General features: G+C 71.4%; 25 protein-coding genes. 14 read left to right on the forward strand and 11 right to left on the reverse strand.

Features of this window, described 5'->3' with window-relative positions:
- Positions 1-64: 64 nt before the first annotated feature.
- Genes H4W80_RS16120 through pgsA form a run of 4 tightly spaced genes read right to left on the reverse strand, consistent with a single transcriptional unit; the run spans position 65 to position 3,259 of the window.
- Positions 65-607, reverse strand: coding sequence for a LemA family protein (locus H4W80_RS16120; protein WP_192785844.1), 543 nt, complete (start codon positions 605-607; stop codon positions 65-67).
- Positions 604-1,734, reverse strand: coding sequence for a glycosyltransferase family 4 protein (locus tag H4W80_RS16125; RefSeq protein ID WP_192785845.1), 1,131 nt, complete (start codon positions 1,732-1,734; stop codon positions 604-606). The genes H4W80_RS16120 and H4W80_RS16125 overlap by 4 nt, the downstream gene beginning before the upstream one ends.
- Positions 1,731-2,639, reverse strand: a complete 909-nt coding sequence (locus H4W80_RS16130) for a phosphatidylinositol mannoside acyltransferase (RefSeq protein ID WP_192785846.1) — start codon at positions 2,637-2,639, stop codon at positions 1,731-1,733. The genes H4W80_RS16125 and H4W80_RS16130 overlap by 4 nt, the downstream gene beginning before the upstream one ends.
- Positions 2,636-3,259 carry a phosphatidylinositol phosphate synthase gene (pgsA, locus tag H4W80_RS16135; protein WP_225963473.1) on the reverse strand — a complete coding sequence of 208 codons (624 nt, stop codon included), beginning with the start codon at positions 3,257-3,259 and terminating at the stop codon, positions 2,636-2,638. The genes H4W80_RS16130 and pgsA overlap by 4 nt, the downstream gene beginning before the upstream one ends.
- Positions 3,260-3,404: 145 nt before the next feature.
- On the opposite strand from pgsA, the gene H4W80_RS16140 reads away from it, so the two are divergent.
- From H4W80_RS16140 to H4W80_RS16150, 3 genes are all read left to right on the forward strand, one after another.
- Positions 3,405-5,546, forward strand: a complete 2,142-nt coding sequence (locus H4W80_RS16140) for an elongation factor G-like protein EF-G2 (RefSeq protein ID WP_192793534.1) — start codon at positions 3,405-3,407, stop codon at positions 5,544-5,546.
- A 130-nt stretch (positions 5,547-5,676) separates the two neighbouring features.
- Positions 5,677-7,248: a glycoside hydrolase family 10-like protein gene (locus tag H4W80_RS16145; protein WP_192785847.1), complete on the forward strand. Its 1,572-nt coding sequence runs from the start codon at positions 5,677-5,679 to the stop codon at positions 7,246-7,248.
- A 449-nt stretch (positions 7,249-7,697) separates the two neighbouring features.
- On the forward strand, positions 7,698-9,782 hold the full coding sequence (locus tag H4W80_RS16150; RefSeq protein WP_192785848.1) for a hypothetical protein: 2,085 nt from the start codon (positions 7,698-7,700) through the stop codon (positions 9,780-9,782).
- Positions 9,783-9,940: 158 nt separating this feature from the next.
- Here the strand turns inward: H4W80_RS16150 and H4W80_RS16155 are convergent, their stop codons facing one another.
- Entirely contained in the window at positions 9,941-10,471 is a 531-nt protein-coding gene (locus H4W80_RS16155; RefSeq protein ID WP_225963475.1) for an HIT family protein, read from the reverse strand.
- Between the two features lie 80 nt (positions 10,472-10,551).
- Between H4W80_RS16155 and H4W80_RS63600 the strand changes: the two genes are divergently transcribed.
- Positions 10,552-11,154, forward strand: a complete 603-nt coding sequence (locus H4W80_RS63600; protein WP_192785850.1) for an Asp23/Gls24 family envelope stress response protein — start codon at positions 10,552-10,554, stop codon at positions 11,152-11,154.
- 72 nt (positions 11,155-11,226) lie between these two features.
- A complete protein-coding gene (locus H4W80_RS16165) occupies positions 11,227-11,949 on the forward strand; it encodes a PIG-L deacetylase family protein (RefSeq protein ID WP_192785851.1) in 723 nt (240 codons plus the stop codon).
- A 58-nt stretch (positions 11,950-12,007) separates the two neighbouring features.
- Here the strand turns inward: H4W80_RS16165 and thrS are convergent, their stop codons facing one another.
- The 3 genes from thrS to H4W80_RS16180 form a co-directional block, all read right to left on the reverse strand.
- Complete coding sequence (thrS, locus tag H4W80_RS16170) at positions 12,008-13,972, reverse strand: threonine--tRNA ligase (protein ID WP_378526584.1); 1,965 nt, start codon at positions 13,970-13,972, stop codon at positions 12,008-12,010.
- Positions 13,973-14,037: 65 nt separating this feature from the next.
- Complete coding sequence (locus tag H4W80_RS16175) at positions 14,038-14,616, reverse strand: glycoside hydrolase family 25 protein (protein WP_192785852.1); 579 nt, start codon at positions 14,614-14,616, stop codon at positions 14,038-14,040.
- 60 nt (positions 14,617-14,676) lie between these two features.
- Positions 14,677-15,576: a TIGR03564 family F420-dependent LLM class oxidoreductase gene (locus tag H4W80_RS16180; protein ID WP_192785853.1), complete on the reverse strand. Its 900-nt coding sequence runs from the start codon at positions 15,574-15,576 to the stop codon at positions 14,677-14,679.
- Positions 15,577-15,674: 98 nt separating this feature from the next.
- On the opposite strand from H4W80_RS16180, the gene pgm reads away from it, so the two are divergent.
- On the forward strand, positions 15,675-17,306 hold the full coding sequence (pgm, locus tag H4W80_RS16185; protein ID WP_192785854.1) for a phosphoglucomutase (alpha-D-glucose-1,6-bisphosphate-dependent): 1,632 nt from the start codon (positions 15,675-15,677) through the stop codon (positions 17,304-17,306).
- Positions 17,307-17,331: 25 nt separating this feature from the next.
- Here the strand turns inward: pgm and H4W80_RS16190 are convergent, their stop codons facing one another.
- Together H4W80_RS16190 and H4W80_RS16195 are read right to left on the reverse strand one after the other, a co-directional pair.
- Entirely contained in the window at positions 17,332-18,024 is a 693-nt protein-coding gene (locus tag H4W80_RS16190) for a DUF2786 domain-containing protein (RefSeq protein ID WP_192785855.1), read from the reverse strand.
- 10 nt (positions 18,025-18,034) lie between these two features.
- Positions 18,035-19,273, reverse strand: a complete 1,239-nt coding sequence (locus H4W80_RS16195) for a hypothetical protein (protein WP_192785856.1) — start codon at positions 19,271-19,273, stop codon at positions 18,035-18,037.
- A 586-nt stretch (positions 19,274-19,859) separates the two neighbouring features.
- Between H4W80_RS16195 and H4W80_RS16200 the strand changes: the two genes are divergently transcribed.
- The 4 genes from H4W80_RS16200 (at position 19,860) to H4W80_RS16215 (ending at position 22,502) form a co-directional block, all read left to right on the forward strand.
- Complete coding sequence (locus tag H4W80_RS16200; RefSeq protein ID WP_192785857.1) at positions 19,860-20,090, forward strand: hypothetical protein; 231 nt, start codon at positions 19,860-19,862, stop codon at positions 20,088-20,090.
- Between the two features lie 147 nt (positions 20,091-20,237).
- Positions 20,238-21,407, forward strand: coding sequence for a cytochrome P450 (locus H4W80_RS16205; RefSeq protein WP_192785858.1), 1,170 nt, complete (start codon positions 20,238-20,240; stop codon positions 21,405-21,407).
- A gap of 18 nt (positions 21,408-21,425) precedes the next feature.
- Complete coding sequence (locus tag H4W80_RS16210) at positions 21,426-22,181, forward strand: HAD family hydrolase (RefSeq protein ID WP_192785859.1); 756 nt, start codon at positions 21,426-21,428, stop codon at positions 22,179-22,181.
- Between the two features lie 57 nt (positions 22,182-22,238).
- Positions 22,239-22,502, forward strand: coding sequence for a DUF4031 domain-containing protein (locus H4W80_RS16215; protein WP_192785860.1), 264 nt, complete (start codon positions 22,239-22,241; stop codon positions 22,500-22,502).
- A gap of 13 nt (positions 22,503-22,515) precedes the next feature.
- Here H4W80_RS16215 and H4W80_RS16220 read toward each other — a convergent pair whose 3' ends face one another.
- Entirely contained in the window at positions 22,516-23,160 is a 645-nt protein-coding gene (locus H4W80_RS16220) for an HD domain-containing protein (protein WP_378526631.1), read from the reverse strand.
- A 153-nt stretch (positions 23,161-23,313) separates the two neighbouring features.
- Here H4W80_RS16220 and H4W80_RS16225 point away from each other — a divergent pair, with 153 nt between their 5' ends.
- The 4 genes from H4W80_RS16225 to H4W80_RS16240 all read left to right on the forward strand — a co-directional run bounded on the left by H4W80_RS16225 (position 23,314) and on the right by H4W80_RS16240 (position 26,689).
- Positions 23,314-24,489, forward strand: a complete 1,176-nt coding sequence (locus H4W80_RS16225) for an alpha-hydroxy acid oxidase (protein ID WP_318786892.1) — start codon at positions 23,314-23,316, stop codon at positions 24,487-24,489.
- Positions 24,490-24,594: 105 nt separating this feature from the next.
- Entirely contained in the window at positions 24,595-25,014 is a 420-nt protein-coding gene (locus H4W80_RS16230) for a hypothetical protein (protein WP_192785862.1), read from the forward strand.
- Between the two features lie 50 nt (positions 25,015-25,064).
- Entirely contained in the window at positions 25,065-25,379 is a 315-nt protein-coding gene (locus tag H4W80_RS16235) for a hypothetical protein (protein WP_192785863.1), read from the forward strand.
- Between the two features lie 59 nt (positions 25,380-25,438).
- The gene (locus H4W80_RS16240; protein WP_192785864.1) at positions 25,439-26,689 is read left to right on the forward strand and encodes a hypothetical protein; all 1,251 of its coding nucleotides are present in this window, start codon (positions 25,439-25,441) and stop codon (positions 26,687-26,689) included.
- The last annotated feature ends 1 nt before the right edge of the window (position 26,690 follow it).

Consider the following 26,690-nt stretch of genomic DNA (forward strand, 5'->3'; position numbering starts at 1 on the left):
ACCTGAACACTCCTCGCTTCAGCCCGAAAAACGGGATGAAGCTTACTGGCTTCCCCAAATTAGGTCATTCAGTTGCCATAGCTGCCGGCGGATTGTCATCGATTTCGAAGAATTCTGGATATTCGGTATGCCCGGCCAGGCGGAGGGTTCTGGCCAGCCAGCGCCGCTGAGCCGTACGCGTGACCGAAACCGCATTGTTGTAGAAGCGGCGCGAGTAGACGACCTTGGCCACCGCCGTGTCGAGCTCGTCCAGCAGGTCGGCGCCGCCGGGCGACTCCGCCAGCTTCTCCCTGAACCGCTCCTGGTCCACGACCGCGCGCAGGGTGCCCGACAGGTCGCTCTCGGCGTGCTCGCGCTCCTCCGGGCCCGCCGTCCTGGCCTCGTGCGCCGCGGCGGCCAGCACCAGGGAGGTCGCGGGGTCGAGCAGGCGCGAGCCGGCCAGCTCCAGCACCACCGCCCTGCGCCGCATCAGCGCGGCGTCCAGCGACTCCTGGGCCAGCTCCAGCCGGATGTGCAGGCGGTCGAGCCGGCCCGCGCGCCAGGAGATGTAGACGGCCGTGAGCACCACGACGATGCCCACGACCAGCACGATGATGGTGGATGTCACAGATCTTCCTCCACGCGGCCCGCCCCGCTCGTGGCGACCGTCTCGTAGACGCGTACGACGTCCCGCGCGACCGTCGACCAGTCGTACTTCCGCACCGCCACCAGCGCCTCGGCGGCCAGCTTGGCCCGCCGCTCGGGCGCGTCGAGCAGCGCGGCCGCCTCGCGCGCCAGCGAGCCGGCCTCGCCGTTGGCGAACAGCGCGCCCGCCTGCCCCTCGCCCAGCACCCTGCGGAAGGCCGGGATGTCGCTGGCCAGCACCGTCGCCCCGGACGCCATGGCCTCGGCCAGCACGATGCCGAAGCTCTCCCCGCGCGTGTTGGGCGCGCAGAAGACGTCGACCGAGTGGTAGGCGCGGATCTTGTCGGCCTCGCTCACCATGCCCAGCACGGTCACCCGATCGTGGAACTCCTTCGGCACCCGCTCGTAGACGTCCTTCGCGTCGCCGGGCCCGGCCAGGAGCAGCTTCAGGCCGGGCCGCTCGGCCGCGAGCTTCCTGAACGCGTCGAGCAGGATCGGCAGGCCCTTGCGCTCCTCGTCCATCCGGCCGAGGAAGCCGATCGTGGCGCCGTCGGGCCCCCAGCCGTCGAGCGGCTCCGCCTCGGTGTAGCGGGAGACGGTGACGCCGTTGGGGATCAGCACGGCGTCGCCGCCGAACTGCTCGACCAGGCTCTTCCTGGCCGCGTCGGAGACCGCGATGCGGCCCGTCAGCTTCTCCAGCGCGCTGCGCAGTAACGGCTCGGCCACCGCGATGGCCCGCGAGCGCGTGAACGACGCGTGGAACGTGGCCACGATCGGCCCCCTGGCCGCCCAGCAGGCCAGCACGCCCAGGCTCGGGATCAGCGGCTCGTGGATGTGCAGCACGTCGAACCCGCCCGTACGCACCCACCGCCGCACCCGCGCGGCCGACAGGAAGCCGAACGACATCCTGGCCACCGACCCGTTGTACGGCACGGGCACCGCCCGGCCCGCGCCCGTCACGTAGGGGGGCAGCTCGTCGTCGTCGGCGGCCGGCGCGATCACGGAAACCTCGTGCCCCTGCGCCATCAGCGCCTGGGCCAGGTCGTCGATGTGCTGCTTGACCCCGCCCGGCATGTCCCACGAGTAGGGGCAGACGATGCCGATCCTCATCGGGCGAGGTCTTCCAGCCAGAGCCGCTGCAACATGTGCCAGTCCTCCGGGTGCTCGGAGATGCCCTTCTCGAACACGTCGGCCAGCCCCTGCGCCACCGCCGCGACCTTCTCCTGCCGGGTGCCCTCGGCCGGGACCGGGATCTCCTCGTGGATGTGGATGCCCCAGTCGTCGCCCACGTTGTAGACGATGGCCGGGAGCAGCGCGGCCCCCGTCTGCACGGCCAGCAGCGGCGGCCCGGCGGGGACCTTGGTGGCCGCGCCGAAGAAGCGCACCTCGACGCCGCTCTTGGTCAGGTCGCGCTCGGCGGGCAGGCACACGACGCCGCCCTTGCGCACGCGGGTGGCCAGCGTGCCGAAGTTGTGCCCGTCGCCGCCGGTCAGCGGCAGCACCTCCATGCCGAGCCCCTCGCGGAAGGCCACGTACCGGCGGAACAGCGACTCGGGCCTGAGCCGCTCGGCCACGGTCGTGAACGGGTGGCCCACGCCGACCAGCCACGCCCCCGCCTGGTCCCAGTTGCCCATGTGGGGCAGCGCCAGCACCACGCCCCGCCCGGCCGCCACGGTGGTGTGGACGTGCTCGGCCCCGATGACGTGGCTGCGCCGCACGATCTCCTCGACGCTCATCGACGGCAGCCGGAAGATCTCGTGGAAGTAGCGGAAGTACGAGCGCATGCCGGCCCTGCTGAGCTCACGCAGCTCGCGGCCGCCCACGTCGAGCCCGGTCACCCTGGCCAGGTTGGACTCCAGGCGCAGCACGGACTTGCCCCGCCGGCTCCAGACCCGGTCGGCCAGGAAGCGGAAGACCGCGGCCGTCGGGCGCTCGGGCAGCAGCGGCACGAGCTTCCAGCCGGCCGCGAACCCCGCGGCCACGACACGATCACCGAAGGACGCCTTGTCGCTCATCTCTCCCTCGTCTGCCGATGGACGGCCACCACGCGCTGCCCCACGGTGAACACGCTGGCCGCGGCCAGCAGCCACATGCCCGCGGGAAGAATGTACGGAACGCCGAGCCCCGCGAAACAGGCCGCGACGAGCGCGACGACCAGCCGCTCCGGCCGCTCGGCCAGCCCCACGTCGGCCGTGAGCCCGAGCCCCTCGGCCCTGGCCTTGGCGTACGACACCAGGGAGCCCGCGATCAGGCAGACCAGCGTCACGGCGGCCATGAGCGTGTCGTGCCTGGAGATGAAGTAGAGGATCAGCCCGGCGAAGATGGCCGCGTCGGCCACCCGGTCGAGCGTCGAGTCGAGGAACGCGCCCCAGGTGGAGCCGCCCTTCCCGCCGAGCCTCGCCACCACGCCGTCGAGCAGGTCGAACAGCACGAAGACGGTGATCACGAGAGCGCCCCAGGTCAGCTGACCCAGGGGGAAGAAGAGCAGGGCGGACACGACCGTGCCGAGGGTGCCGATCGCCGTGACGGCGTTCGGGCCGATCCCGCGGCCGACGAGGGCCCTGCCCAGCGGGGTGAGTATCCGGGTCATGGCCGGGCGCAGGAGTTTGAGCATCGCGGTCCGATCGTAGGCCATGGAACGCCTGACAACTTTCTTTGCCCCACCCCCCTTGTGATATCCGCCACAGGGGTATTTGGTGAACACACCGCGTCCATGCGGTTTCCAGACACCCTCCGCTGGGGCGCGGTCGTTGGAACATCCGGCGATGCGGGAGGCTGTTGTGGCAGAGAAGAACACCGGTGGCGCTGCGGGAGCCGCGGGCAGGGCACCCACGGCCGACAGGGCGGATGCGATACGCAATGTCGTGCTGGTCGGCCACTCAGGAGCGGGTAAGACGACCCTCGCCGAGCAGCTGCTGGCCGCGACCGGCACCGTCCAGCGCGCCGGCCGCGTGGAGGACGGCAACACGGTCAGCGACTTCGACGAGGTGGAGGTCCGTCAGCAGCGGTCGGTCAACCTCGCCGTGGCACCGCTGGTGCACAACGGCATCAAGATCAACCTCCTTGACACCCCCGGTTACGCCGATTTCGTGGGCGACCTGCGCGCGGGGCTGCGCGCGGCGGACGCCGCGCTGTTCGTGGTCTCCGCCTCCGAGGGGATCGACGGGCTCACCCAGATGCTGTGGGAGGAGTGCTCCCAGGTCGGCATGCCGCGGGCAGTGGTGATCACCAAGATCGACCACCAGCGGGCCGACTTCGACGAGGTCCTCACGACGTGCCAGGACGTCTTCGGCGACGGCGTCGCGCCCCTTTACCTGCCCGTCATCACCAACGGCCACGTCAACGGCCTGATCGGGCTGCTGTCGCAGAAGTTCTACAACTACGCCACGGGCACCCGCACGGAGAAGGAGCCGGGGGCGGAGTACGCGGCGCAGATCGAGGAGCGCCGCGGCGAGCTGATCGAGGGCATCATCCAGGAGAGCGAAGACGAATCGCTCATGGAGCGCTACCTCGAAGGCGAGCCCATCGACACCAAGGTCCTGGTGGAGGACCTGGAGAAGGCCGTCGCGCGCGGCAGCTTCTATCCCGTGCTGTGCAGCGGGCTCGGCGTCGGCGCGCAGGAGATCCTCGAGATCATGACCCAGGGCTTCCCGTCGCCCCTCGAACACCCCTTGCCCGAGATCACCGACCTGTCGGGCAAGCCGGTCAAGGGCATCGCCTGCGACCCCGACGGCCCGCTCGTGGCCGAGGTCGTCAAGACCACCAGCGACCCGTACGTGGGCCGCATCAGCCTCGTACGCGTCTTCTCGGGCACGCTGCGCCCCGACATGACCGTGCACGTGTCCGGGCACGGCCTGGCCGACCGCGGGCACGAGGACCACGACGTGGACGAGCGCATCGGCACCCTGACCTGCCCGCTGGGCAAGCAGCAGCGCCCCGCGGCCAAGGGCGTCGCGGGCGACATCGTCGCGGTCGCCAAGCTGTCGCGGGCCGAGACCGGCGACACGCTGTCCGAGGTCGACCAGCCGCTCCTGATGACCGCCTGGGCCATGCCCGACCCGCTCCTGCCGGTGGCGATCAGGGCCAAGTCGAAGGCCGACGAGGACAAGCTGTCGCAGGCCCTGGCCCGGCTGGTGGCCGAGGACCCGACGCTGCGGCTGGAGAACAACGCCGAGACCAGGCAGCTCGTCCTGTGGTGCATGGGCGAGGCGCACACTGACGTGCTGCTCGACCGCCTGTCCAAGCGCCACGGCGTCGAGGTCGAGCGGGTCGAGCTGCGGGTGCCGCTGCGCGAGACGTTCGGCGGCAGGTGCCAGGCGATGGGCCGCAACGTCAAGCAGACCGGCGGCCACGGCCAGTACGCCATCTGCCACCTCGAGGTCGAGCCGCTGCCGTCGGGCGGCGGGTTCGAGTTCGTGGACAAGATCGTGGGCGGCGTGGTGCCGCGGCAGTTCATCCCGTCGGTGGAGAAGGGCGTGCGGGCCCAGATGGAGCGGGGCGTCGTGGCCGGCTACCCGATGGTGGACGTGCGCGTCACCCTGTACGACGGCAAGGCGCACTCGGTCGACTCCTCCGACATGGCCTTCCAGATCGCCGGCCAGCTCGCGCTGAAAGAGGCGGCGGCGAAGGTGCCGACGCTGCTGCTGGAGCCGGTGGACGAGCTGTCGGTGCTGGTCGCCGACGACTACGTGGGGTCGGTGATGTCCGACCTGTCGTCGCGGCGCGGGCGGGTGCTCGGCACGGAGCCCGTCGGCACGGGCCGTACGCTGGTCAAGGCCGAGGTGCCCGAGCTGGAGATCACGCGGTACGCCATCGACCTGAGATCCATGTCCCACGGCACCGGGACGTTCCAGCGGTCCTTCCTGCGCTACGAGCCCCTGCCGCCGAACCTCGCGAGCAAGGTGGCCGCCACCGCTGACTGAGGCTGGACGGAGCCGGGAGGGCTTTGCTCCCTCCCGGCCCAGCAGTTTACCTTTGTCACAGAAGCATCACGAGTCGATTTCTTTTTTTCGTACCGAGCATGCCGGAGCAACTGCCACACTGGGTGGCATTATGCGAAACGGACGCCCACTCCTAGCCGCTGCTGCTCTCGCGGTCGTCACCACCTCCGCCGCCTACGTCTTCGGCCCCGGAGCCGGGGAGAGCCCAGCAGCGAGCAAGAAGAAGACGGCCGTCGCCGCCGCGCCCGACGCACCCGCCGCGGCCTGCAAGGCCGACGCCCGCTATCCCAAGCGGGAGCTGCGCGGGGTGTGGATCGCCACCACCCAGAACATCGACTGGCCCTCCAAGACGGGCCTGTCGCCCGACCGGCAGCGGGCCGAGTACGTCAAGATCCTCGACGGCGCCGCCAAGCGCAACCTCAACGCCGTCTTCGTCCAGGTCCGGCCGGCCTCCGACGCTCTCTACAAGTCGTCGCTGGAGCCCTGGACCCAATATCTGACGGGCACGGCCGGCAAGGACCCCGGCTGGGATCCGCTGCCGTTCCTCATCGACGAGGCACACAAGCGCGGCATGGAGTTCCACGCCTGGTTCAACCCGTACCGCGCCTCTTACGGCGACAGCACCGCCAAGCTGCCCGCCGGCCATCCGGCGCGCAAGCACCCCGACTGGACGATCAAGTACGGCGGCCGCCTCTACTACAACCCCGGCCTGCCCGCCGTCCGCGACCACGTGACCAAGGTCATCACGGACGTGGTGTCCCGTTACGACATCGACGGAGTGCACTTCGACGACTACTTCTACCCCTACCCGGCGGCGGGGCAGAAGTTCGACGACGGAGCGGCGTTCGCGAAGTACGGCGACGGCAAGAAGCTCGCCGCCTGGCGGCGCGACAACGTCAACACGCTCGTCGCCCAGGTGGACAAGGCCGTCCACGACACCAAGGGCCACGTCAAGTTCGGGATCAGCCCCTTCGGCATCTGGCGTAACAAGTCAAACGACCCGACCGGCTCGAACACTTCGGGCATGTCCGCGTACGACTCGATTTATGCGGACGCGCGCGCCTGGATCAAGTCGGGCACCGTCGACTACGTGCTCCCGCAGCTCTACTGGCCGCGCGGCCACAAGCTGGCCGACTACGACACGCTGGCGGCCTGGTGGTCCGACGAGGTCAAGGGCACGGACGTGCAGCTGTACATCGGCCAGGGGCTCTACCGGGTCGGCGCCAAGGACGACCGGGCCTGGACCAAGCCCGGCGAGCTGGCCGCCGAGGTGGGCGTCAACCGGGATCACAAGCAGGTGAAGGGCGAGGTCTACTTCAGCGCCAAGAACCTGCTGGACAACCCCCTCGGGTCCGTGGACCGCGTCGCCAAGAACCACTACTCCCGGCCCGCCCTGCTGCCCCTGATCAAGGAGCTCGGCGGCTCCGCCCCTCCCGCCCCGGCCGGCCTCAAGGCCACCGGCACCCAGCTGTCCTGGAAGCCGTCCCAGGGGGCGCGGGCGTACGCGGTGTACCAGGTGCCGAAGTCCGGCAAGGACTGCCACGGCACGGACGCCCGCAACCTGGTCGCCGTCGTGACGAGCCCGTCGTTCACGGCCGCGCCGGACGCGACCTACGCGGTCACGGCCGTGGACCGCCTGGGCCACGAAAGCAAGACCACCAAGGTCAAGACCCCGGCCCCCTGACGCCTCCACCATCAACCGGCCCCGCCCACGCGGGGCCGCACCACACCGAAGCCCCGCCACGCCGGGGATGCGCCACGCTGGGGACGCGCCACCCTGAGACCGCGCCCCACCGGGGCCGCGCCACCCCGGACCCGCGCCACCCTGAGACCGCGTCCCACCGGGGCCGCGCCACCCCGGACCCGCGCGACGCCGGGGACTCCCTCAATGCCGCGTCCCCGGCCCCCCGAACAAGCGCCGCAACGGCGAGACGTCGTACGGCGGAGCCCGGCGCAAGGCGCACGCCGCCCGGCCACCCCACCCCAACCGCCCACAAGCGGGAAAAGCTCACCCAAATGAAACGGCGCACGTGATACATGCACCGCATGAGAGGGTAGTCGGGTCCGGTGGCGCCGGAACATGACCTTGCTCTACCGTGCCACGGAACCATTCGATCACGGAAGGTCATCGGAATGAGGCGCGCGCTAGTCGTGCTGGCCGTGCTGGTCGGGCAGGCTCTGATCGGTCAGGGACTGTTCACCGGCCCGGCCCAGGCCACGAAGGACGCGAGCGCGGGCCGGGTCGCGCTCATCGGCGTGTCCGGCCTGCACTGGAACGACATCACCCAGGCGGACTCCCCCAACCTGTGGGACCTGACCAGGTCCAGCGCGATCGGCTCGCTGTCCATACGTACCGTCGGCGGCGTGACCTGCCCCTACGACGGCTGGCTGACCGTGTCGGCGGGCACCAGGTCCGCGGCCGGATACAGCTGCGGCGCGCCCCCCGTGCCCGAGCAGCAGGGCGCGGGCGCGGTCATCCCCGACTACCGCTACCTCATCGACGTGGCCGGGCAGCGCAACGCGGGCACGCTGGGCGAGTCGCTCAAGGCGGCCGGGCAGTGCTCGATCGCCATCGGCCCCGGCGCCGCGCTGGGCCTGGCCGACCGGCAGGGCGCGGTCCAGCAGTACCGCTCCTCCCCGCTCCAGGTCAGGACGCCCGACCTCGAACGCTGCCGGATGATCGCCATGGACGTGGACGACCTGGTCCGCCCCTACCTGACCAGCGGCAAGCTGCCCAAGGTGCCCGACCAGCTCAGCGCCGCCGAGCGGCGTGACGCGCTGCGGATGGCCGACGCCAAGGCGGGCGCGCTGCTGTCGATCCTGCCCGCCGACACGACGGTGCTGCTCGCGGGCCTGTCCGACCACGGCTCCGTACCCCACCTGCGGGTGGCCGCGCTGCGCGAGCCCGGTGCGCAGGGCCACCTGCTCGGCGCGGCCTCCACCCGCCGCGAGGACATCTCGATCCTGCCCGACCTGACCTCCACCATCCTGACCAAGCTCGAGGTGCCGGTCCCGAGCACCGTGGTGGGCGTCCCGCTGCAGGTCGGCGGGCCGGGAGCGACGTTCGAACGGCTCCAGCGGGCCGACGCCACCGCGCAGGCGATCCGCTCGGTCAAGGGCATCTACTTCACGGTCGTGGCCGTGCTGCAGGTGCTGTTCTACCTGGTCGCGTTCCTGCTGCTGCGCCGTCGCAAGGGCCTGGCACCGGTACGTTTCGCGGCCGTCGCCCTCGCCGCCCTGCCCGTCTCCAGCTACCTGGTCAACCTGCTGCCCTGGTCGAGCCTGCCGCAGCTGGTGGCCGGGGTGCTCGGGTGGGCGACGGTCGTGACAGCGGTGGCGTTCGCGGGGCCGTGGCGGCGCCGGCCTCTGGGGCCGCTGGCGGTGGTGGCCGGCATCACCGCGCTCACGCTGGCGGGCGACCTGCTGACCGGTACGACGTTGCAGCTCAACAGCATCATGGGCTACAGCGCGGACGTCGGGGCCCGCTACTACGGCCTCGGGAACATCCCGTTCGCGCTCCTGGCCACCGGCACCCTGCTGGCCACCACGGTGATCGCGCACCGGTGGCCGGGCAAGGTGGGGCTGGCCGCGATCGTGGGGCTGGGGACGTTCGCGATGGTGCTCGGCGGGTCCGGGATGGGCAGTGACTTCGGCGGCGTGATCGCGTTCGTGCCGGGCATCGCGGTGACCGCGCTGCTGCTGGCGGGCAGGCGGGTCTCGCTGGTGAAGCTGGGCGCGTTCCTGGTGGCCGGCGGGTTGATCGTGATGTCGTTCGCCTGGCTCAACTACCTGAAGCCGGCGGACGAGCAGACGCACCTGGGCAGGTTCGTGGGGCAGGTGCTGAGCGGGGAGGCGTTCGACGTCATCCTGCGCAAGCTCCAGGCCATGCTGGCCACCCTGCTCAGCCCCAACCTCATGCCGATCGTGATCGCGGCCGCCGCGTTCCTCGTCTACGCGATCCTGCGGCCCGAACAGGCCTCGGCCGGGGTGGTGCCGGCCGCGTTCGAGCACTCCCCCGCGCTGCGCGCCGGGCTGATCGGCACGCTCGTGAGCGGCGTGGTCGGGATGCTCGTCAACGACTCGGGCGCGGCGGTGCTGTCCATGGCGCTGGCGCTGGCCGTACCCCTGCTGCTGGCCACCGGCATCGGCGCGCTGCGCCGCGACCGCGAGCCGGTGGCGGGCCGGGTGTCGTCGGACTTAGCGATCGCCACGAAGTAGCGCCCCCTCGGGGGCGCCCCCCGGCGAAGTGACGCCCTCTCGGACGCGGCACCCGTCCGGCGGCGCCCTCCCGGGGGCGTTCCTACGGGCGCGGGGCCCTGCCCGGGGCGGTTTGGTCCCGGCGGGCGAGTCTCGGGCGTCGGCGAGCAGCCGTCGGGTCAGTCCCAGGCGTCGGCGAGCAGCTGGCGGGTGTCGCGGAGCAGTTGCGGCAGGACCTTGGTCTGGGCCACGACCGGCATGAAGTTGGTGTCGCCGCCCCACCTGGGCACCACGTGCTGGTGCAGGTGCGCGGCGATGCCGGCGCCGGCGACGTGTCCGAGGTTCATCCCGACGTTGAAGCCCTGCGCGCCGCTGGCCTTGCGCAGCGCGCGCAGCGACTTCTGCGTGAACTCCCCCAGCTCGACCAGCTCGGCCGGCACCAGCTCGTCGTAGTCGGACACGTGCCGGTAGGGGACCACCATCAGGTGGCCGGAGTTGTACGGGTAGAGGTTGAGCACGGCGTAGACCGTCTCGCCCCGGGCGACGATCAGGCCGTCCTCGTCGCTCATCTTGGGGATCGCGTCGAACGGGCACCCGTCATCGGGGCCGTTGCCCGTCGGTTTGTTCTCGCCCTTGATGTAGGCCATGCGATGCGGGGTCCACAGACGCTGGAAGTTGTCGGGGGACCCTGCCCCTGCCTGATCGTGCATACCTAGCAGCATAGGACCACGGACAAACGGCCCGCTCTTCCGGCACAATCCCAAGCATCGCCTACAGGAAGCCGCAATGAGTGACGCCCTTAGCCGAGCACGACTTAGCCGAGCACGAGCCCCTGCCGACCGTCCACTCCGCCCCGTCCGCCGACACCCCGTCCGCCGACACCCCGTCCACCGACACCCCGTTCGCCGACACCCCCGGCCCGGCCGCGGCCCCCGCTCCCGACCCGGTCGACGACGTGAGCCCCCCGTCCACCAGCGCACCGCCCTCGGAGGCGCCCTCCTTCGGCGCCGTCGTCAAGGGTCGGATCAAGGTCGCCGCCCTGGCGGCGCTCGAGGTGACCGGGGTCGCCGACCTGGGCGGTGACCTGGCGCGGGCCTTCGAGTCCGTACGCGACCGCATCGGCATCGGCTCCCGGCGCGCCAATCAGGGGGTCAGCGCGCAGATCCAGGACCATACGGTGGCCGTGAGCGTGACCATCGTGGTGGAGTACGGGCACGTGGTGATGGAGGTCGCCTCCGAGGTCAAGACGAACGTGGCCAGGAACGTCAGCCACATGCTCGGCATGCGGGTCGCGGAGGTCAACGTGACGGTCGACGACGTCCGCCTCCCCGGCGAGCCCCGCCGCCCCCTCCGCGACACCTCCCCCGACGACACCCTCCCCTCCCCCCTCTGACACCCGTCCAGGCGCCCGTCGTCACGCCGCTCGCACCTGCGGCCGCCGCGGAGCGCCCTTAGGGTGTGGGCCATGACCGATCAGCTGGAGCCCATGCCCGACGACTGGCAGCGCGCGCTCGCCATCGTGGCCCACCCCGACGACCTCGAGTACGGGTGTGCCGCCGCCGTCGCCACCTGGACCGACCAGGGCCGCGAGGTCGCGTACCTGATGGTCTCCAGGGGCGAGGCGGGCATCGACACGCTCGCCCCGGCCGAGGCGGGGCCGGTGCGGGAGCGGGAGGAGCGGGCCAGCGCGGCCGTCGTCGGGGTGACGAACGTGGAGTTCCTCGACCACGCCGACGGGGTGATCGAGTACGGCGTCGCGCTCAGGAAGGACCTCGCCGCCGCCATCCGCAGGCACCGCCCCGAGCTGGTGATCACCCTGAACCCGGACGACACCTGGGGCGGAACGTACTGGAACACCCCCGACCACCGGGCCGTGGGCCGGGCCGTCCTGGACGCCGCCGGGGACGCGGGAAATAGGTGGATATTTCCGGATACGGAGGCAGAGCCCTGGGACGGCGTCCGCTGGGTCGCCGTCGCGGGCACCGACTCCCCCACCCACGCCGTGGACGTCACCGACGGCCTGGAGCGCGGCGTGCGCTCGCTCGTCGAGCACCGCGCCTACATCGAGGCGCTCACCGACCAGGACCCCGAGTCGTACGCCCGCGACCTCATCGAAGGCTTCGCCCACCAGGCGGCCGAGCGCTTCGGCGGCCGCCCCGCCATCACCTTCCGCCTGTTTCTCCGTTGATCCCCCGAGAACGGAAGACGGCGGAGCCGAAAGGCCCCGCCGTCTTCCGTTCTTCGCGTCAGACCTGGACGCGCCGCTCCACGGCGTTGACGATCTCCGCCACGGCCTCCTCGATCGGGACGCCGTTCTTCTGCTCGCCGTTGCGGTAGCGGAACGACACCGCGCCATTGGCGATGTCGTCGTCACCGGCCAGCAGCATGAAGGGCACCTTGGCCTTCTGCGCGTTGCGGATCTTCTTCTGCATCCGGTCGTCGGAGGCGTCGACCTCGATCCGGATGCCGCGCTCGCGCAGCCTCTTGGCGACGTCCTGCAGGTAGGACACGTGCGCGTCGGCGATCGGGATGCCCGTGACCTGCACCGGCGCGAGCCAGGGGGGGAAGGCGCCCGCGTAGTGCTCGGTGAGCACGCCGAGGAAGCGCTCGACGGAGCCGAACAGCGCCCGGTGGATCATGACCGGCGTCTGCCTGCTGCCGTCGGCCGCCTGGTATTCGAGGCCGAAGCGCTTGGGCTGGTTGAGGTCGAGCTGGATGGTGGACAGCTGCCAGGTGCGCCCGATCGCGTCCTTGGCCTGAACGGAGATCTTCGGGCCGTAGAAGGCCGCGCCGCCCGGGTCGTCGACCAGCTCCAGCCCCGACTCGGTGGCCACCTGGCGCAGCGCCTCGGTCGCCTCGTCCCACTCGGCGGGCTCGCCGATGAACTTGTCGGACTCGTCGCGGGTCGACAGCTCCAGGTAGAACTCCGGCAGGCCGAAGTCACGCAGCACGCTGAGCACGAACCTCAGCAGCGACTTGATCTCATCGGCCATCTGCTCCCGGGTGGTGTAGATGTGCGCGTCGTCCTGCGTCATGCCGCGCACCCGGGTCAGGCCGTGGACCACGCCCGACTTCTCGTAGCGGTAGACCGAGCCGAACTCGCACAGCCGCAGCGGCAGCTCGCGGTAGGACCGCCCGCGCGCCCTGAAGATCAGGTTGTGCATCGGGCAGTTCATCGGCTTGACCCGGTATTCGATGCCCTCCAGCTCGAACGCCGGGAACATGTCGTCGGCATACCACGGCAGGTGCCCCGAGGTCTCGAACAGCGACGACTTGGTGATGTGCGGGGTGTTGACGAACTCGTAGCCCGCCTCCGCCTGCCGCCGGCGCATGTAGTCTTCCATCTCCTTGCGGATGATCCCGCCCTTGGGATGGAAGATCGGCAGGCCGCTGCCCAGCTCCGGCGGGAAGCTGAACAGGTCGAGCTCGACCCCCAGCTTGCGGTGGTCGCGCTTCTCGGCCTCCTCCAGCAGCTTGAGGTAGTCGTCCTGCTTCTCGCGGGACTCCCAGGCGGTGCCGTAGATGCGCTGGAGCTGCGGGTTCTTCTCGCTGCCGCGCCAGTAGGCGCCGCCCGAGCGCATGAGCTTGAACGCCGGGATCGACCGGGTGGAGGGCACGTGCGGGCCGCGGCACAGGTCCTTCCACTGCAGCTCGCCGGTCTTGGGGTCGAGGTTGTCGTAGATGGTGAGCTGCCCGGCCCCGACCTCCACGGACTCCTCGTCCGCCGCGCCGCCCTTGAGCCCGATCAGCTCCAGCTTGTACGGCTCCGCCGCCAGCTCCTCGCGCGCCTCGTCGTCGGAGACGGGCCGGCGGGAGAACAGCTGCCCCTGCTTGACGATCTCCCGCATGCGCTTCTCGATGCGCTTGAGATCGTCGGGGTGGAACGCCTGGGCCACGTCGAAGTCGTAGTAGAACCCGTTGTCCACGGGCGGCCCGATGCCCAGCTTGGCCTCGGGGAACAGCTCCTGCACCGCCTGCGCCATGACGTGGGCGGTGGAGTGGCGGACGATGGCCCGGCCGTCCTCGCTGGAGACCTCGACCGGCTCGACCGCGTCACCCTCGGACAGCGGGTGCGCCAGGTCACGGAGCTCGCCGTTGACCCGGGCCGCGATGACCGAGCGGCCGTCGGCCTCGAGGGCCTCTCCGGCCGTCGTGCCGGCCGCGACCACACGCTCGGCTCCGGCGAGGGTGATGCGTAGCTCGGCTGACACGGTGACTCCCTTGGATCGCGCCCCGGCGCTCGACACCGGAGCTGCTTCGATGGTGAACACCGATGCTATCGCGGGTGAAACCCCAGGTTTGTCAGCTCCTGCCGGGTCCCGTGGAACACGTTGCGGTCGAGCGGGCTGTGGACGTACTGATGGACGGCCCAGCCGCGCCAGGGCGGCGGCACCGCGGGCTCGCCGCGCGGCTTGTCGGGGGCGGCGATCCATAACGGGTACTCGCCCAGGCCCGCGCAGTGTCCGCCCCGCGCGAACGCCCGGAAGGTGTGGACGAACGGCCGTACGCCGCCGTGCCGCTCGACGTGGTGGCACCAGCGGCGCGCGTGGCGGGCGACCTGCTCGGGGCGCAGGCCGTCGTCGGTCTCCAGGTCGAGGGCCACCAGGTCGCCGGCGCGTAACCCGCCCGCCTCGTCGATCGCGGCCAGGAAGTGGCGCGCCTGCCCGATCGGGTCGCCCCCGGGCCTGGCGCAGTGGTACGCGCCGCGCACGATCCGGCTCTCGCGCAGGCCGGTCCAGTTGCGTTCGAACAGCTTGTCGATGGAGTCGCCGCCCTCGGTGGCCCTGGCGAACGCGAAGCTCACCCCGGCCGCCGCGTGGCCGGCCCAGTCGACGGGCCCCTGCCAGTCGGACACATCAACGCCATGCAGCAAGCGATCTTCACCCCGCCGGAGAACTATGGAGATGTCTTGGGATCAGCCCTTCGCCGCGCCGATCAGCAGCGCCCGCGTGCGTTCCTTGCTCGCGAACACCGAGCCCACGAAGTCGGTCACACCGGCTTCCCGCAGCACGTCGAGCTTGGCCAGCACCGCGTCCTCGTCGCCCACGATGGCGACGTCTCCCGGGGTGGCCGCGCCTTCCCTGTCGAGCATCGCACGATATGAGGGGAGCTGTCCGTAGACGGCGAAGATCTCGTTCGCGCGATCGACGGCGGCGGCGGGGTCGTCGGTGACGCAGATCGGCAGCGCGCAGACGATCCTGGGCGCCGCGCGGCCCGCCTCGGCGGCGGCCGCGGTGATGGTGGGCGCCACGTGCTGGGCGACCGTCTTGGGGCCGGTCATCCACAGGACGGTGCCGTCGGCCACGGTGCCGGCCAGCTTGAGCATGCGCGGGCCGAGCGCGGCGACGAGCACGGGGAAGCCGCCGCCGGGGGTGGTGAGCCGCAGGTTGGCCTTGAGCGTCTCGCCCTCGTACTTGACGTGCTCGCCCCGGCTGAGCGGCAGCAGGATGTCCAGGTACTCCTTCATGTGCCGGTACGGGCGCTCGAAGCTCTGGCCGTACATTCCCTCGATGACCATCTGGTGCGACAGGCCGATGCCGAGCGCGAGGCGCCCGCCGAGCGCGGCGTTGGCGGTCATGGCCTGCTGGGCCAGCACGGCCGGGTGGCGCGGGTAGGTCGGGACGACGGCGGTGCCGAGCTCGATGCCGGGCACCGGGTTCCCGGCGGCGGCCAGGGCGGTGAGGGCGTCGAGGCCGAAGATGTTGGAGAGCCAGGCCGAGGTGAAGCCGTCCTGCGCGGCCTGGGCGATCTGGGTGCGCAACCCGCCGATCGGGTCATCTCCTTTGGGCTCTGTCAGGTAATAACCGAATCGCATAGGAACCGAACTCCGTTCTAGTAATCGACGGAACTGTACCTTCCCACGCCCGGCCGCGCCCATCCGCCGGCCGGAGGCGGATTTGTAAAGTGGCCTACATGACGCACGAACGCGCAGGACAGCCAGCCCAGCCCGCCGACCTCGTGGCCGTCGACAGGCTCGTGACCTCCTATTACGCGCTGCATCCCGATCCCGGCGACCCGGGGCAGCGGGTGGCGTTCGGCACGTCGGGGCACCGGGGGTCGTCGCTGAGGACGGCGTTCAACGAGGACCACATCCTGGCCACCACGCAGGCCATCTGCGAATACCGGCGGATGCAGGGCACCGACGGGCCGCTGTTCCTCGGCGTCGACACGCACGCGCTGTCGGAGCCCGCGCGGGTGTCCGCGCTGGAGGTCCTGGTCGCCAACGGGGTCCAGGTGCTGATCGACTCCCGCGACGGCTACACGCCGACCCCGTCCGTCTCGCACGCCATCCTGCGGCACAACCACGGCCGCACCACCGGGCTCGCCGACGGCATCGTGATCACGCCGTCGCACAACCCGCCGGGCGACGGCGGGTTCAAGTACAACCCGCCGCACGGCGGTCCGGCCGACACCGACGCGACCACGTGGATCCAGGACCGCGCCAACCGGCTGCTGGCGAGCGGGCTGGAGAGCGTGCTGCGGGTCTCCTACACGAAGGCCGTGGAGGCGGCGGGGCGTTACGACTTCCTCGGGATGTACGTGGACGACCTGCCGTCCGTGGTGGACCTGGACGCGATCCGGGCGGCCGGGGTGCGCATAGGGGCCGATCCGCTGGGCGGGGCGAGCGTGGCGTACTGGGGGGAGATCGCGGAGCGGCACCGGCTCGACCTGACCGTGGTCAATCCGCTGGTGGATCCGACGTGGCGGTTCATGACGCTGGACTGGGACGGGAAGATCCGGATGGACTGCTCGTCGCCGTACGCGATGGCCTCTCTCATTGCCAATCGCGATAAGTACGACATTTCCACCGGAAACGATGCCGACGCCGACCGGCACGGCGTCGTCACCCCCGACGGCGGCCTGCTCAACCCCAACCACTACCTCGCCGTCGCCGTCTCCTACCTCTACACGCACCGCGACGGCTGGCCCGCGGCCGCCGGGGTGGGCAAGACGATGGTCAGCAGCGGGATCATCGACCGGGTCGTGGAGTCCATGGGGCGGCGGCTGTACGAGGTGCCGGTCGGGTTCAAGTGGTTCGTCCCGGGACTGCTGGACGGGTCGCTGGGGTTCGGGGGCGAGGAGAGCGCGGGAGCGTCGTTCCTGCGGCGCGACGGGTCCGTCTGGTCCACGGACAAGGACGGGATCATCCTGGCGCTGCTGGCCTCCGAGATCCAGGCCGTCACCGGCAGGTCGCCGAGCGCGCACTACCGGGAGCTGGTCGAGCGGTTCGGGGAGCCCGCGTACGCCCGGGTCGACGCCCCCGCCACGCGCGAGGAGAAGGCGGTGCTCGGGAAGCTCTCGGCCGCTCAGGTGAAGGCGTCGTCGCTGGCGGGCGAGCCGATCACGGCCGTCCAGACCACGGCGCCCGGCAACGGGGCCGAGCTCGGCGGGGTGAAGGTCTCGACGGAGAACGCCTGGTTCGCGGCCCGGCCGTCGGGGACGGAGGACGTCTACAAGATCTACGCCGAGTCCTTCCGCGGGCCCGACCACCTGGCCAAGGTGCAGGAGGAGGCCCGCTCCCTGGTATCCGACGCCCTCGGCTGAGCACGCCGGCCCCTGGCCGCGCGGGTCAGTGGCCGGGGGCCAGCTCGGGGGCCGTGTCGGTGGTCATTCCGGTACGGCCGAGGTCGGCGCGGCGGCCGGCGGCCACCCCGTCCCGGTAGCCCGTGCCGCTCGTCCTGGGCACGCTCACCCGGATGTCCGGATAGTGAGCGGCCACCGCCCGTTCGACCTCGGCCCGGCGGTCGGCCAGGACGAGCGCGGCGCCCGTACTGGCCTGCTCGGCCTGTGACTCGGCCACGCACAGCAGCCGGTACACCTCGTCCGTGAACCCCAGCAGCCACGACCGCCGGTAGGCCCGCACGGCGGTCACGCCGTCGGGCACCCGCACCCGCGCCAGCCCGGTCGCCATCTGCAGCAGCAACGACGTGGCCAGCAGGTCGGCCCGCTCCAGATCGGCCGCGAACCCGAACACGTGCACCCGCTGCCCGCCCTCGCCCCGCCCGATGAGCAGGGGGCGGCAGCGCACGGCCTGCGCGACCAGGCTGACCAGCCGGGCCTTCTCCCTGGCCCAGGGGTTGGGCAGGGTGACGACCCGGTCGCCGGGCGTCTGCCGGGTGCCCGCTGGGGGGAGCGAGTCGATGCCGTGCTTGGCCATCAACGCCGACGCGGCCGCCATGAACGTCGCCCGCTCGTGCTCGTTGTCGGTGCGTTCGGCCTTGGCCAGGAGTTTCCTGACGCGCTCGAGCGTGCGCTCCCGCAAACGTGCTCCTCTAGGACTTGGTCAGCACCCGCCCGTCGTCCGCGATGGCGGGGAAGGCGCCCGTGTCGACGATGCCGTGCTGCTGGAACAGCGCCTCGATGAGGGCGTGCGCCTGCGGCTCGAGCTTCCACAGGGCACGATACTCGCGCGCCGTGGCCAGCGAGATGCCGATCTCCTGGGCGATGTCCACCGTACGCGGCACGATGCCCTTGGCGATCTGCCGGTCCCAGAACGCGCGGGCCTGGCGCATCAGCGCCGCCCGCTGGGCGGTGTCGACGACCTGCGGGGTGGTGTCGAGCACCTCGATGTCCTCGTCCTCCTCCTCGACGAGCTCGGCCAGCGCGGGCGGCAGCGCCGGGCGGGCGGGCACCGGGTTGCGCTCGGGCTCGGGCTCCCACGGCACGCGGGGGTCGGCGTCGATGAGGGCGGTGGTGTTGTAGAGGGCGGCGATCTGGGCCAGCAGCGCCTCCTGGCGGCCCTGGTCGACGGCCAGCCCGGTGTGCTCGACGGCCTGGTCCATGGCCTTGTCGAGCTTGGCCAGCGCGGCGCGCATCTTGCGCTCGGAGGCCCCGTTCTCGCGCAGCGCCTTGGCCCGCTTGGCGGCCAGCGCGACCCTGGTCAGCCGGCGGTGGGCGTCGACCTCGCTCGCCGTACGGTCGCTGACCTCGGCCAGCCCGACCCGGACCAGCAGCCGCTCGGGCGTCAGCCGCCAGTTGATGCGGCCGGTGCCACGGATGCGGTGCCGCTCGATGGCCATGCCGCGCTCCCACAGCCAGGCGGCGACCAGCGGCGCGGCGAGCCTGAACACCGCCTCGGGCAGGCTGCGCGCGTCCATGCTGGACAGTACGGCGGTCAGGCAGGTCAGCGCCCACACGGCGATGCCGTCGATGCCGGCGGAGAAGTTCTCGCGCATGTTGCGGCGGGCCCGCACCGCGCTCGTGATGATCGCGACCTCGATGAACGCGAACAGCAGCAGCCGCAGCGGCCCGTCCAGGCCGAGCACGTCGCCGGAGAAGCGCCACATGCCCTGCGCGGACACGCCGGTGGCGATGGAGGCGGCGACGATGGTCAGCACGTCCTCGATGGGACGGTTGGCGACGTACCGGGAGAACAACCAGGCGGTGGCCCGCCAGACGATCCTGAGCACCAGGAACGCCAGCGCCAGCCCCGCCAGGCTCAGCAACGCGATGACGGCGGTGGCGAGCGGCTTCTCGGTGACGAAGGCTGCTATTTCCTCAAATGTCGGCATCTGTCACTATCCGTGGGGGCTCAAACTCCGGCTCTATGCGACGAGATCATCGCAGAATGTCGCCATCTTGTACGCCAAACGCCATCTGCCGCCCCATTTTGCCCCTGTTTCACTGCAGTTCCGACGTCTCCGCACAAGCCGTCCTCCGGGGGCCCGTCGTGCCGCGCCAGGCGGGTCGCCCTCCGGATGGCGCGGTCCAACGACGAAACAGCACGCGGAGCGTAACTGCCCCGGCCCCCGAGCGACCCCGAACACCCCACGAACGGCACGCGGCACGGCGGCCCGAAGCAACGCCCAGCGACGCACGGAACCGAAGCGGCGCACGGGCGAGCGACTTGCGAGCTGGGGCATATGGGACGGCGCGGGCCGGGGCGGGGCGTGGGACGGCGCGGCCCAGAGCGGAGCGGGGTGGGAGACGCGGCGCGGCGGTGGGAGACGCGGCCAGGAGGTGGTGACGTTGGGGATAGAGGTGTGGAGTTGGGGGTGGTCGTGGGGCGGGGGCGGGCGCACAATGGGCCGCGAGGAGGGGATGGTGAGCAAGCGATCACGCAGACGCCGCGCTCTTCCCAGCGGCGCACCCGCCTGGATGCCCGGATACGGCCCCGGCGAGCCGCACTGGCCCGGCGAGAGGGGTTTCCCGTTCGACGACCCGCCGGAGGGTGGCGAGGGCGGGGTGCGCGAGCCACGCAAGCCCAAGCCCGCCCCGCCGGCGCTGTCGGCGGAGGCCCCGGTGCCCGAGCCGCTCCTGTACGCCCGCGACCGGACCGAGCCGCCGCCTGATGAGGTGACCGGGGTTCTGGCTGGTCAGGGTGCGTAGGACGGCCAGGTGAGGGAGGCGGTGGGGGCCGCGAGGGGGAGGGGAAATTCGTCCTTTCGGAGGGCAACATCCGCCGCTCCGGGTGGCACCATCTATGGAGGGATTTATCCCAAGATGGCGTGATGTATCCCAGCAGGACGGATATCGATGTCAGACAATGAGTTCCCCCTCGTCCAGTTCATGCGCGAAGGCTTCGACCCCGTGGGCGAGCTCGGACGGATCCGGGCCGAGCACCCGGTCTTCCCCATGGAGATCCCCGGCAGCCAGACCGTCTACCTCGTCACCCGCTGGGAGGACGTACGCGGCGTCCTGAGCGACCACGAACGCTTCAGCAACGACTTCGCCGGGGTCATCGGCCTGGGCTCCAACCAGGAGGACCCGGGCGGCCTGGGGTTCCGCGACCCGCCCGAGCACACGCGGCTGCGCAAGTACCTGACGCCCGAGTTCACCATGCACCGCCTGCGCAGGCTGGAGCCGCGCATCGAGGCGATGGTCGAGGAGCACCTGGACCGCATCGAGGCCAAGGGCTCCCCCGTGGACCTGGTGGAGGAGTTCGCGCTGCCGATCCCGTCGCTGGTGGTGTGCGAGCTGCTGGGCGTCCCGTACGAGGAGCGCGCCGACTTCGTGAAGATCAGCAAGGACCGGTTCGACTTCACGGCCGGGCCGGAGGCGTCGCTGCAGGCGATCAACGACGCCATGGCCTATCTGACCGACCTGGTCGCCCGCGAGCGGCAGAACCCCGGGGAGGGACTGCTCGGCCAGCTGCTGCGCGAGCACGGTGACGAGCTCGACGACCGTACGCTCGCCAGCATGGCCGACGGGCTGCTGACCGGCGGGCACGACACCAGCACCAGCATGCTCGCCCTGGGCACCCTGTGGCTGCTGCAGAACCCCGAGCAGGCCGCCAAGGTCCGCGAGGTCGACGGCTACATCAACGACGTCGTCGAAGAGCTGCTGCGCTACATGACGGTCGTGCAGGTGGCCTTCCCCCGCTTCGCCCGCGACGACCTGGAGCTGCACGGCGTACCGATCAAGAAGGGCGAGATGGTGCTCTGCTCGCTCACCGGCGCCAACCGCGACCCCGCCCTGGGCGAGGACATGGACCAGGTGCAGCCAGGCAGGGAGACGGCGGGCTCGCACATGGCGTTCGGCCACGGCATCCACCGCTGCATCGGCGCGCCGCTGGCGCAGATGGAGATGCGCATCGCCTTCCCCGCGCTGCTGCGCCGCTTCCCGGGGCTGCACGTGGCGGGCGAGGTGCCGTTCAGGGAACTCGCCATCGTGTACGGGGTCAAAGAGCTACCCGTCGCCTGGTAGAGCGGTTACGTTCGCCATGTGAACGAGCCTGTCATCGATCTGACCACGATCAGCGCCGTCCTGTTCGACACCGACGGCGTGGTAACCGACACCGCTCGGGGGCACGCGGCCGCCTGGAAGCACGTCTTCGACGCCTTTCTGCGCGGCCGCTCGACACCGTTCGACATCCGGGACGACTATCTGCGGTACGTGGACGGCCGCCCGCGCCTCGACGGCATCCGTACCTTCCTCGGGGCACGCGGCATCACGGTGCCCGAGGGTTCGCCCGACGACGAGCCCGGCGCGGCCACCGTGCACGGGCTCGGCCTGGCCAAGGACCAGGTCTTCATGGCCCAGGTGGACAAGTACGGGGTGGCCGCGTTCCCGTCCACGGTCTCGCTCCTGCACGAGCTGCGGCAGCGGGGCGCGCGTACGGCGGCCGTCTCCGCCAGCCTGCACGGTCGCAAGCTGGTCACGTCGGCCGGTGTGCTGCACCTGTTCGACCTGGTGGTGGACGGCAACGACGCGGCCCTGATGAACCTGCCCGGCAAGCCCGACCCCGCCCTCTTCCTGGAGGCGGCGCGCCGGCTGGCGCTGCCCGCCGCCGGGGCCGCGGTGGTGGACGCGGCGCTGCCCGGGGTGGAGGCGGGCGGGAAGGGCGGGTTCGGGCTGGTCGTCGCGGTGGCCAGGGACGGGGCGGAGGCGGCGGAGCTGCGCGCGGCGGGGGCCGAGGTCGTGGTGTCCGACCTGAGCGAGCTGGCGGTCCGTGGCAGGGTCCCGCCCACGACGGCGTGACCCGGGCCAAGTGATCCCGGAGCGCGGGCCGGTGGGAGCGGCTCTACCCTTGACGGCGTGACCGTTCTCATCGACCCGCCCAACTGGCCCGGGCCGCGCGGCCTGATGTGGTCGCACCTGGTCAGCGACCGCTCGCTGGAGGAGCTGCACGACTTCGCCTCGCGGCTGGGGGTGCCGGAGCGGGCCTTCGACCGGGACCACTACGACGTGCCGGAGACCGTGCACGCCCGGGCGGTGGAGCTGGGGGCCGAGGCGGTCAGCTCGCGCGAGCTGCTCCTGCGGCTGGTCGCGTCCGGACTGCGCCGCCGTAAGCGCCGCTGACCGCGCCCGCAGGTCATGGCGTGTCGCGGTCCGACGTGAGCGATGCCAGCTCGCGTGTCATGTTCGACCGCGCCCGTTCCTCCCACAGCTCGCGGGCGCGTCCGGTCCGGTAGAGGCGCGGTACGGCCAGCAGGCGGCGCAGCACCTCGGCCCGTCCCGCCCTGAACAGCTCGTCGGGCACGTGGGCGTACTCCTGCCGGATCCGCCCCGCGTAGTCGTCGTAGCCGGGCAGCCCCAGCACGGCCAGGTCGGCGTCGCACAGGACGGCGCCGTCGCGGTCGCCGGCGGCCAGCGTGTCGTGGGCGGCGGTGAGGCGTACCAGCCGGGCCACCTCGGCGACCCGTGCGGCGGGGACCCCGCACCTGGGCAGCCTCGACTGCGCGAGCTGGGCGCTGCGCTCCTCGTCCAGGCCCGGCCGCCCGTCGTAGACGGCGTCGTGGAACCAGGCGGCCAGGAGCACGGCGGGCAGGTCGTCCGCCGCGGCCGCGAGCTGGGCGATCCCGGCGAGCACGGCGGCCAGGTGGTCGAGGGTGTGGTAGCGGCGGTGCGGCTCGGACCAGCGGGCGATCAGCTCCGCCCCCGTGGCGAGGGACGCCGGCGAGTCCCCCGCGAGCACCGCCCAGTCCCGCCCCAGCACCGCCGGGTCCCCAACCGGCACCGCCCACTCCCGCGCGGGCCCCGCCAAGTCCCCCGCCGGTGCCGTCGAGTCGTCGATCACGGTCTCACCGTACCTTTTGGTAGCGTCCAAGACATCGACGGGAACGCGAAGGAACCCCGGCGCCTGCCCCGCTGGCGGGAGCTGCGGGCCGTCGTGCCCCGGCGTCCGCGGCTGTCCAGGGCGCGGCGGGTGGCCGACGCCGCCGACATCGCCGATCTCCGGCTGCTCGCCAGGAGACGCGCCCCGCACATGGTGTTCGACTACGTGGACGGCGCGGCCGAGGGCGAGCTGTCGATGGCCAGGGCGGTGGAGGCGTTCCGGCGGGTGGAGTTCAGCCCGCGGGTCCTGCGCGACGTGTCGCGGGCCCCGACCGCGGTCGAGATCCTGGGCAGGCGGATCGCGATGCCGGTCGTGCTCGGGCCCACCGGGTTCACCCGGATGATGCACCGCGAGGGCGAGCGGGCCGTGGCCAGGGCGGCCGAGCGCGCGGGCGTCCCCTACACGCTGTCCACGATGGGCACCACGACGGCCGCCGGCGTGGCCGCCGCCGCGCCCGGCGGGTGGAACTGGTTCCAGCTGTACGTGGTCCGCGACCGCGCGCGCAACCTGGAGACGCTCGCCCTGGCCCGCGAGGCGGGCATGGACGTGCTGGTCGTGACCGTCGACGTGCCGGTGGCGGGGGCGCGGCTGCGCGACGTGCGGCACGGCCTGACGGTCCCGCCGTCCCTGCGCTGGCGCAGCGCGCTGCAGGCGCTGCGGCACCCGGCGTGGTGGTTCGACTTCCTCACCAGCGAGCCGCTGAGGTTCGCCACCATCGAAGGCGCCCCGGACGATCTGCCGGGGCTCACGAACCTGATGTTCGACCCCTCCGTGACCATGGACGACCTGGAGTGGATCCGCTCGGCGTGGCAGGGGCGGCTGCTGGTCAAGGGCGTGCAGCGGGTGGACGACGCCAAGGACCTGGCCGCCCTCGGGGTGGACGGCCTGGTGGTGTCCAACCACGGCGGGCGGCAGCTCGACCGGGCCGCCACGCCGCTGGAGCTGCTGCCCCAGGTCGTGGCCGCCGTGGGGGATCGCACGGAGGTGTTCCTGGACGGAGGCGTCCGCAACGGGGCCGACGTCGCCGCCGCGGTCGCGCTCGGCGCGCGGGCCTGTTTCATCGGCCGGGCCTACCTGTACGGCCTGATGGCGGGCGGCGAGATCGGGGTGCGGCGGGCGCTGGAGCTGCTGCGCGCGGAGCTCGTACGCACCCTTCAGCTGCTCGGCGCCGGCGGGATCGACGGGCTCACCCCCGACATGGTGCGTCTCAGGGTCGGCACCGGCATCTGACCAATGCCCGGCATTTATTGACAGAACGGACACGTATTTCGCCACCTGGGTTGCCGCTCTGCTCCTTCACACGGGGACGACGTTCCCACCGGAAAGGAGATCGGAATGGCAACCGGAGAATTCCAGGTGATGAAAGTACCGGCCGAGCAGCTCGCCGGCGTTCTCCACGGCCAGGTTGTCGATCCCGGCGCGCAACCCACGAACGTCGTGCACCGCAACGAGGGCTGGACCGTGGACGTGAGCTGGGAGGTCGCCGGCGAGCTCATCGACTGGCTGGCGGGCCGCTGGAACTTGGAGATCATCGCCGACCTGCTGGGCGGCGGTGAGACCAGGCACCCCTCACCCCCTGTCGAACTGACCTTCACGCCTGGCTCGGGCAGGTACACCGCTTCCGTCCCGATGCGGGGTCAGCTCTCGCCCGGCACCTATGACCTGGTGGTCAACCTCACCACCACGACCGCCGCCGGCACCGCGGGGGCGCTCGGCGGTTTCGTGGTGATCAGCAAGATTGTGGTCAAGGAATGAGGGCCGCCGCCCCGGGCGGCCCGCCCGGGGCGGCCGTGGACGGAGCCGCCATGTCTCTGGTGCTCAACCCCGTGTGGTGGGATCACGGCCGGTCCGGTCCCGCGGCGATGGGCGCGCTGATCGCCACCGATCGCCTGCTGTCCTACGTGACGAACGAGGAGACGGTCTTCACCCTGGCCCGCGCCGACATCCGGGCGAGCTGGCGGCCCCTGCGCGTCGACCTCACGTGCGCCGGGCGCCGCTTCCGGCTGCGCTTCCTGCCGCCGGGGGCCCTGCCGCGGCCGACCGGCGTCCTGCAAGCCCGCCGTAAGTCACGCGCCCTACGCTCCTGGCTGGCGGCCACGGGGGAAAGACCGGCCGCCTGACGTATCTGACGCCGCTGGAGACGCTCTTGTCTCCTTGAGGCGAACCAACGGGAGATCCCATGTCCGACACTCCGATGACCGCGGACGACGTGCTGCGCATCGCCGCTTACAAGGACCGGAGCCCGGCACTCGAAGCGATGGTCATCGCCTACAGCTACCACCGCGTCGCCGGGGACCTCGCCCAGCACCTGGGCAAGGACGCGAACAACTGGTACTGCTACGCCACCTGGACCTCCAAGGCCATCGGAGAGAGCCTCGACCTGAGCCCCGACTCTCCGTTCATCCTGGACTTCGGCCGCAGGATGCGGGTGCCCCACCGGTTCAGAAGGGTGTTCAGGGCGTTCCTGCTCACCCTGCTCGGGCCCAGCTACCAGCTCGGGCTCGCGCTCGCCAACCGGGCCATCTTCCTGGAGACCGCCAGCCTCGCGGTCAACCTGTGGAACGACTCGCCCGACCGTTTCCTCAAGGTCAGCCCGGAGTCGGACCTGACGCCGAGCCCGCCGGCGTTCCTGACGGACCTGCTGGCCGAGGCCGACCCCCGCTATCTCAAGGACGCCGCGCAGCTCCTGGTCGAGGCCAAGCGGACCGCCGACCCCGAGGCCCGCGCCGAGCTGATGTTCGGCGCCTGCGTGGCGCTGTCCGCCTACGAGCAGGCCCGCGCGCAGAAGGCCCTCGAGCTGGTGCTCTACCGGCCGGTCCGGTGGCTGACGCGGGTGTCGTGGCGCTCGCTGCGCTCGCTGGTGACCCGGCGCCGCTTCCCGAGGTTCCGCCTGTACGCCGCGCGGCACGAGGACCAGCCGTGGCTGACGCGCTGGCTGGAGGGCAAGTGGTCCTCGCTCTACACCCGCCACCTGTTCGCCGTGCAGACCCCGCTCAGCGACATCAAGGTGGGCCGGCCGCTCACCGCGCCGGAGGGCGTGGACCTGGACGAGGTCTGGGCGCCGATCCAGAACGAGAAGGTCCGCAAGCTGGCCGAGGAGTTCATCACGGCCGACCGGGAGGCGTCCACGGCCGGAGTGGCCGACTGGGTGTCCTACCGCGACCGCATGCGCTTCATCGTCAGCTATTTCCGCGTCTACCAGCACGTGAGCGCGCTCTACGACGTGCCCTTCGCCAAGGACGTCGCCGACGGCCTCGCCCGGGAGATGGAGCTCGGGCTGGTGCCGCAGGCCGTCAACATGATGCTCACCCGGGGCGGCCGCAGGATCTACGAGTATCCGGCGGAGAGCGACCCGGACGTGTTCGAGATGGCGCACTTCGACTTCGAGCCGTTCCTGGAGGCGATCCGGCTCGACCCGTCGATGAAGTGAG

It is taken from the genome of Nonomuraea angiospora (assembly GCF_014873145.1).
GTDB classification, from domain to species: Bacteria; Actinomycetota; Actinomycetes; order Streptosporangiales; family Streptosporangiaceae; genus Nonomuraea; species Nonomuraea angiospora.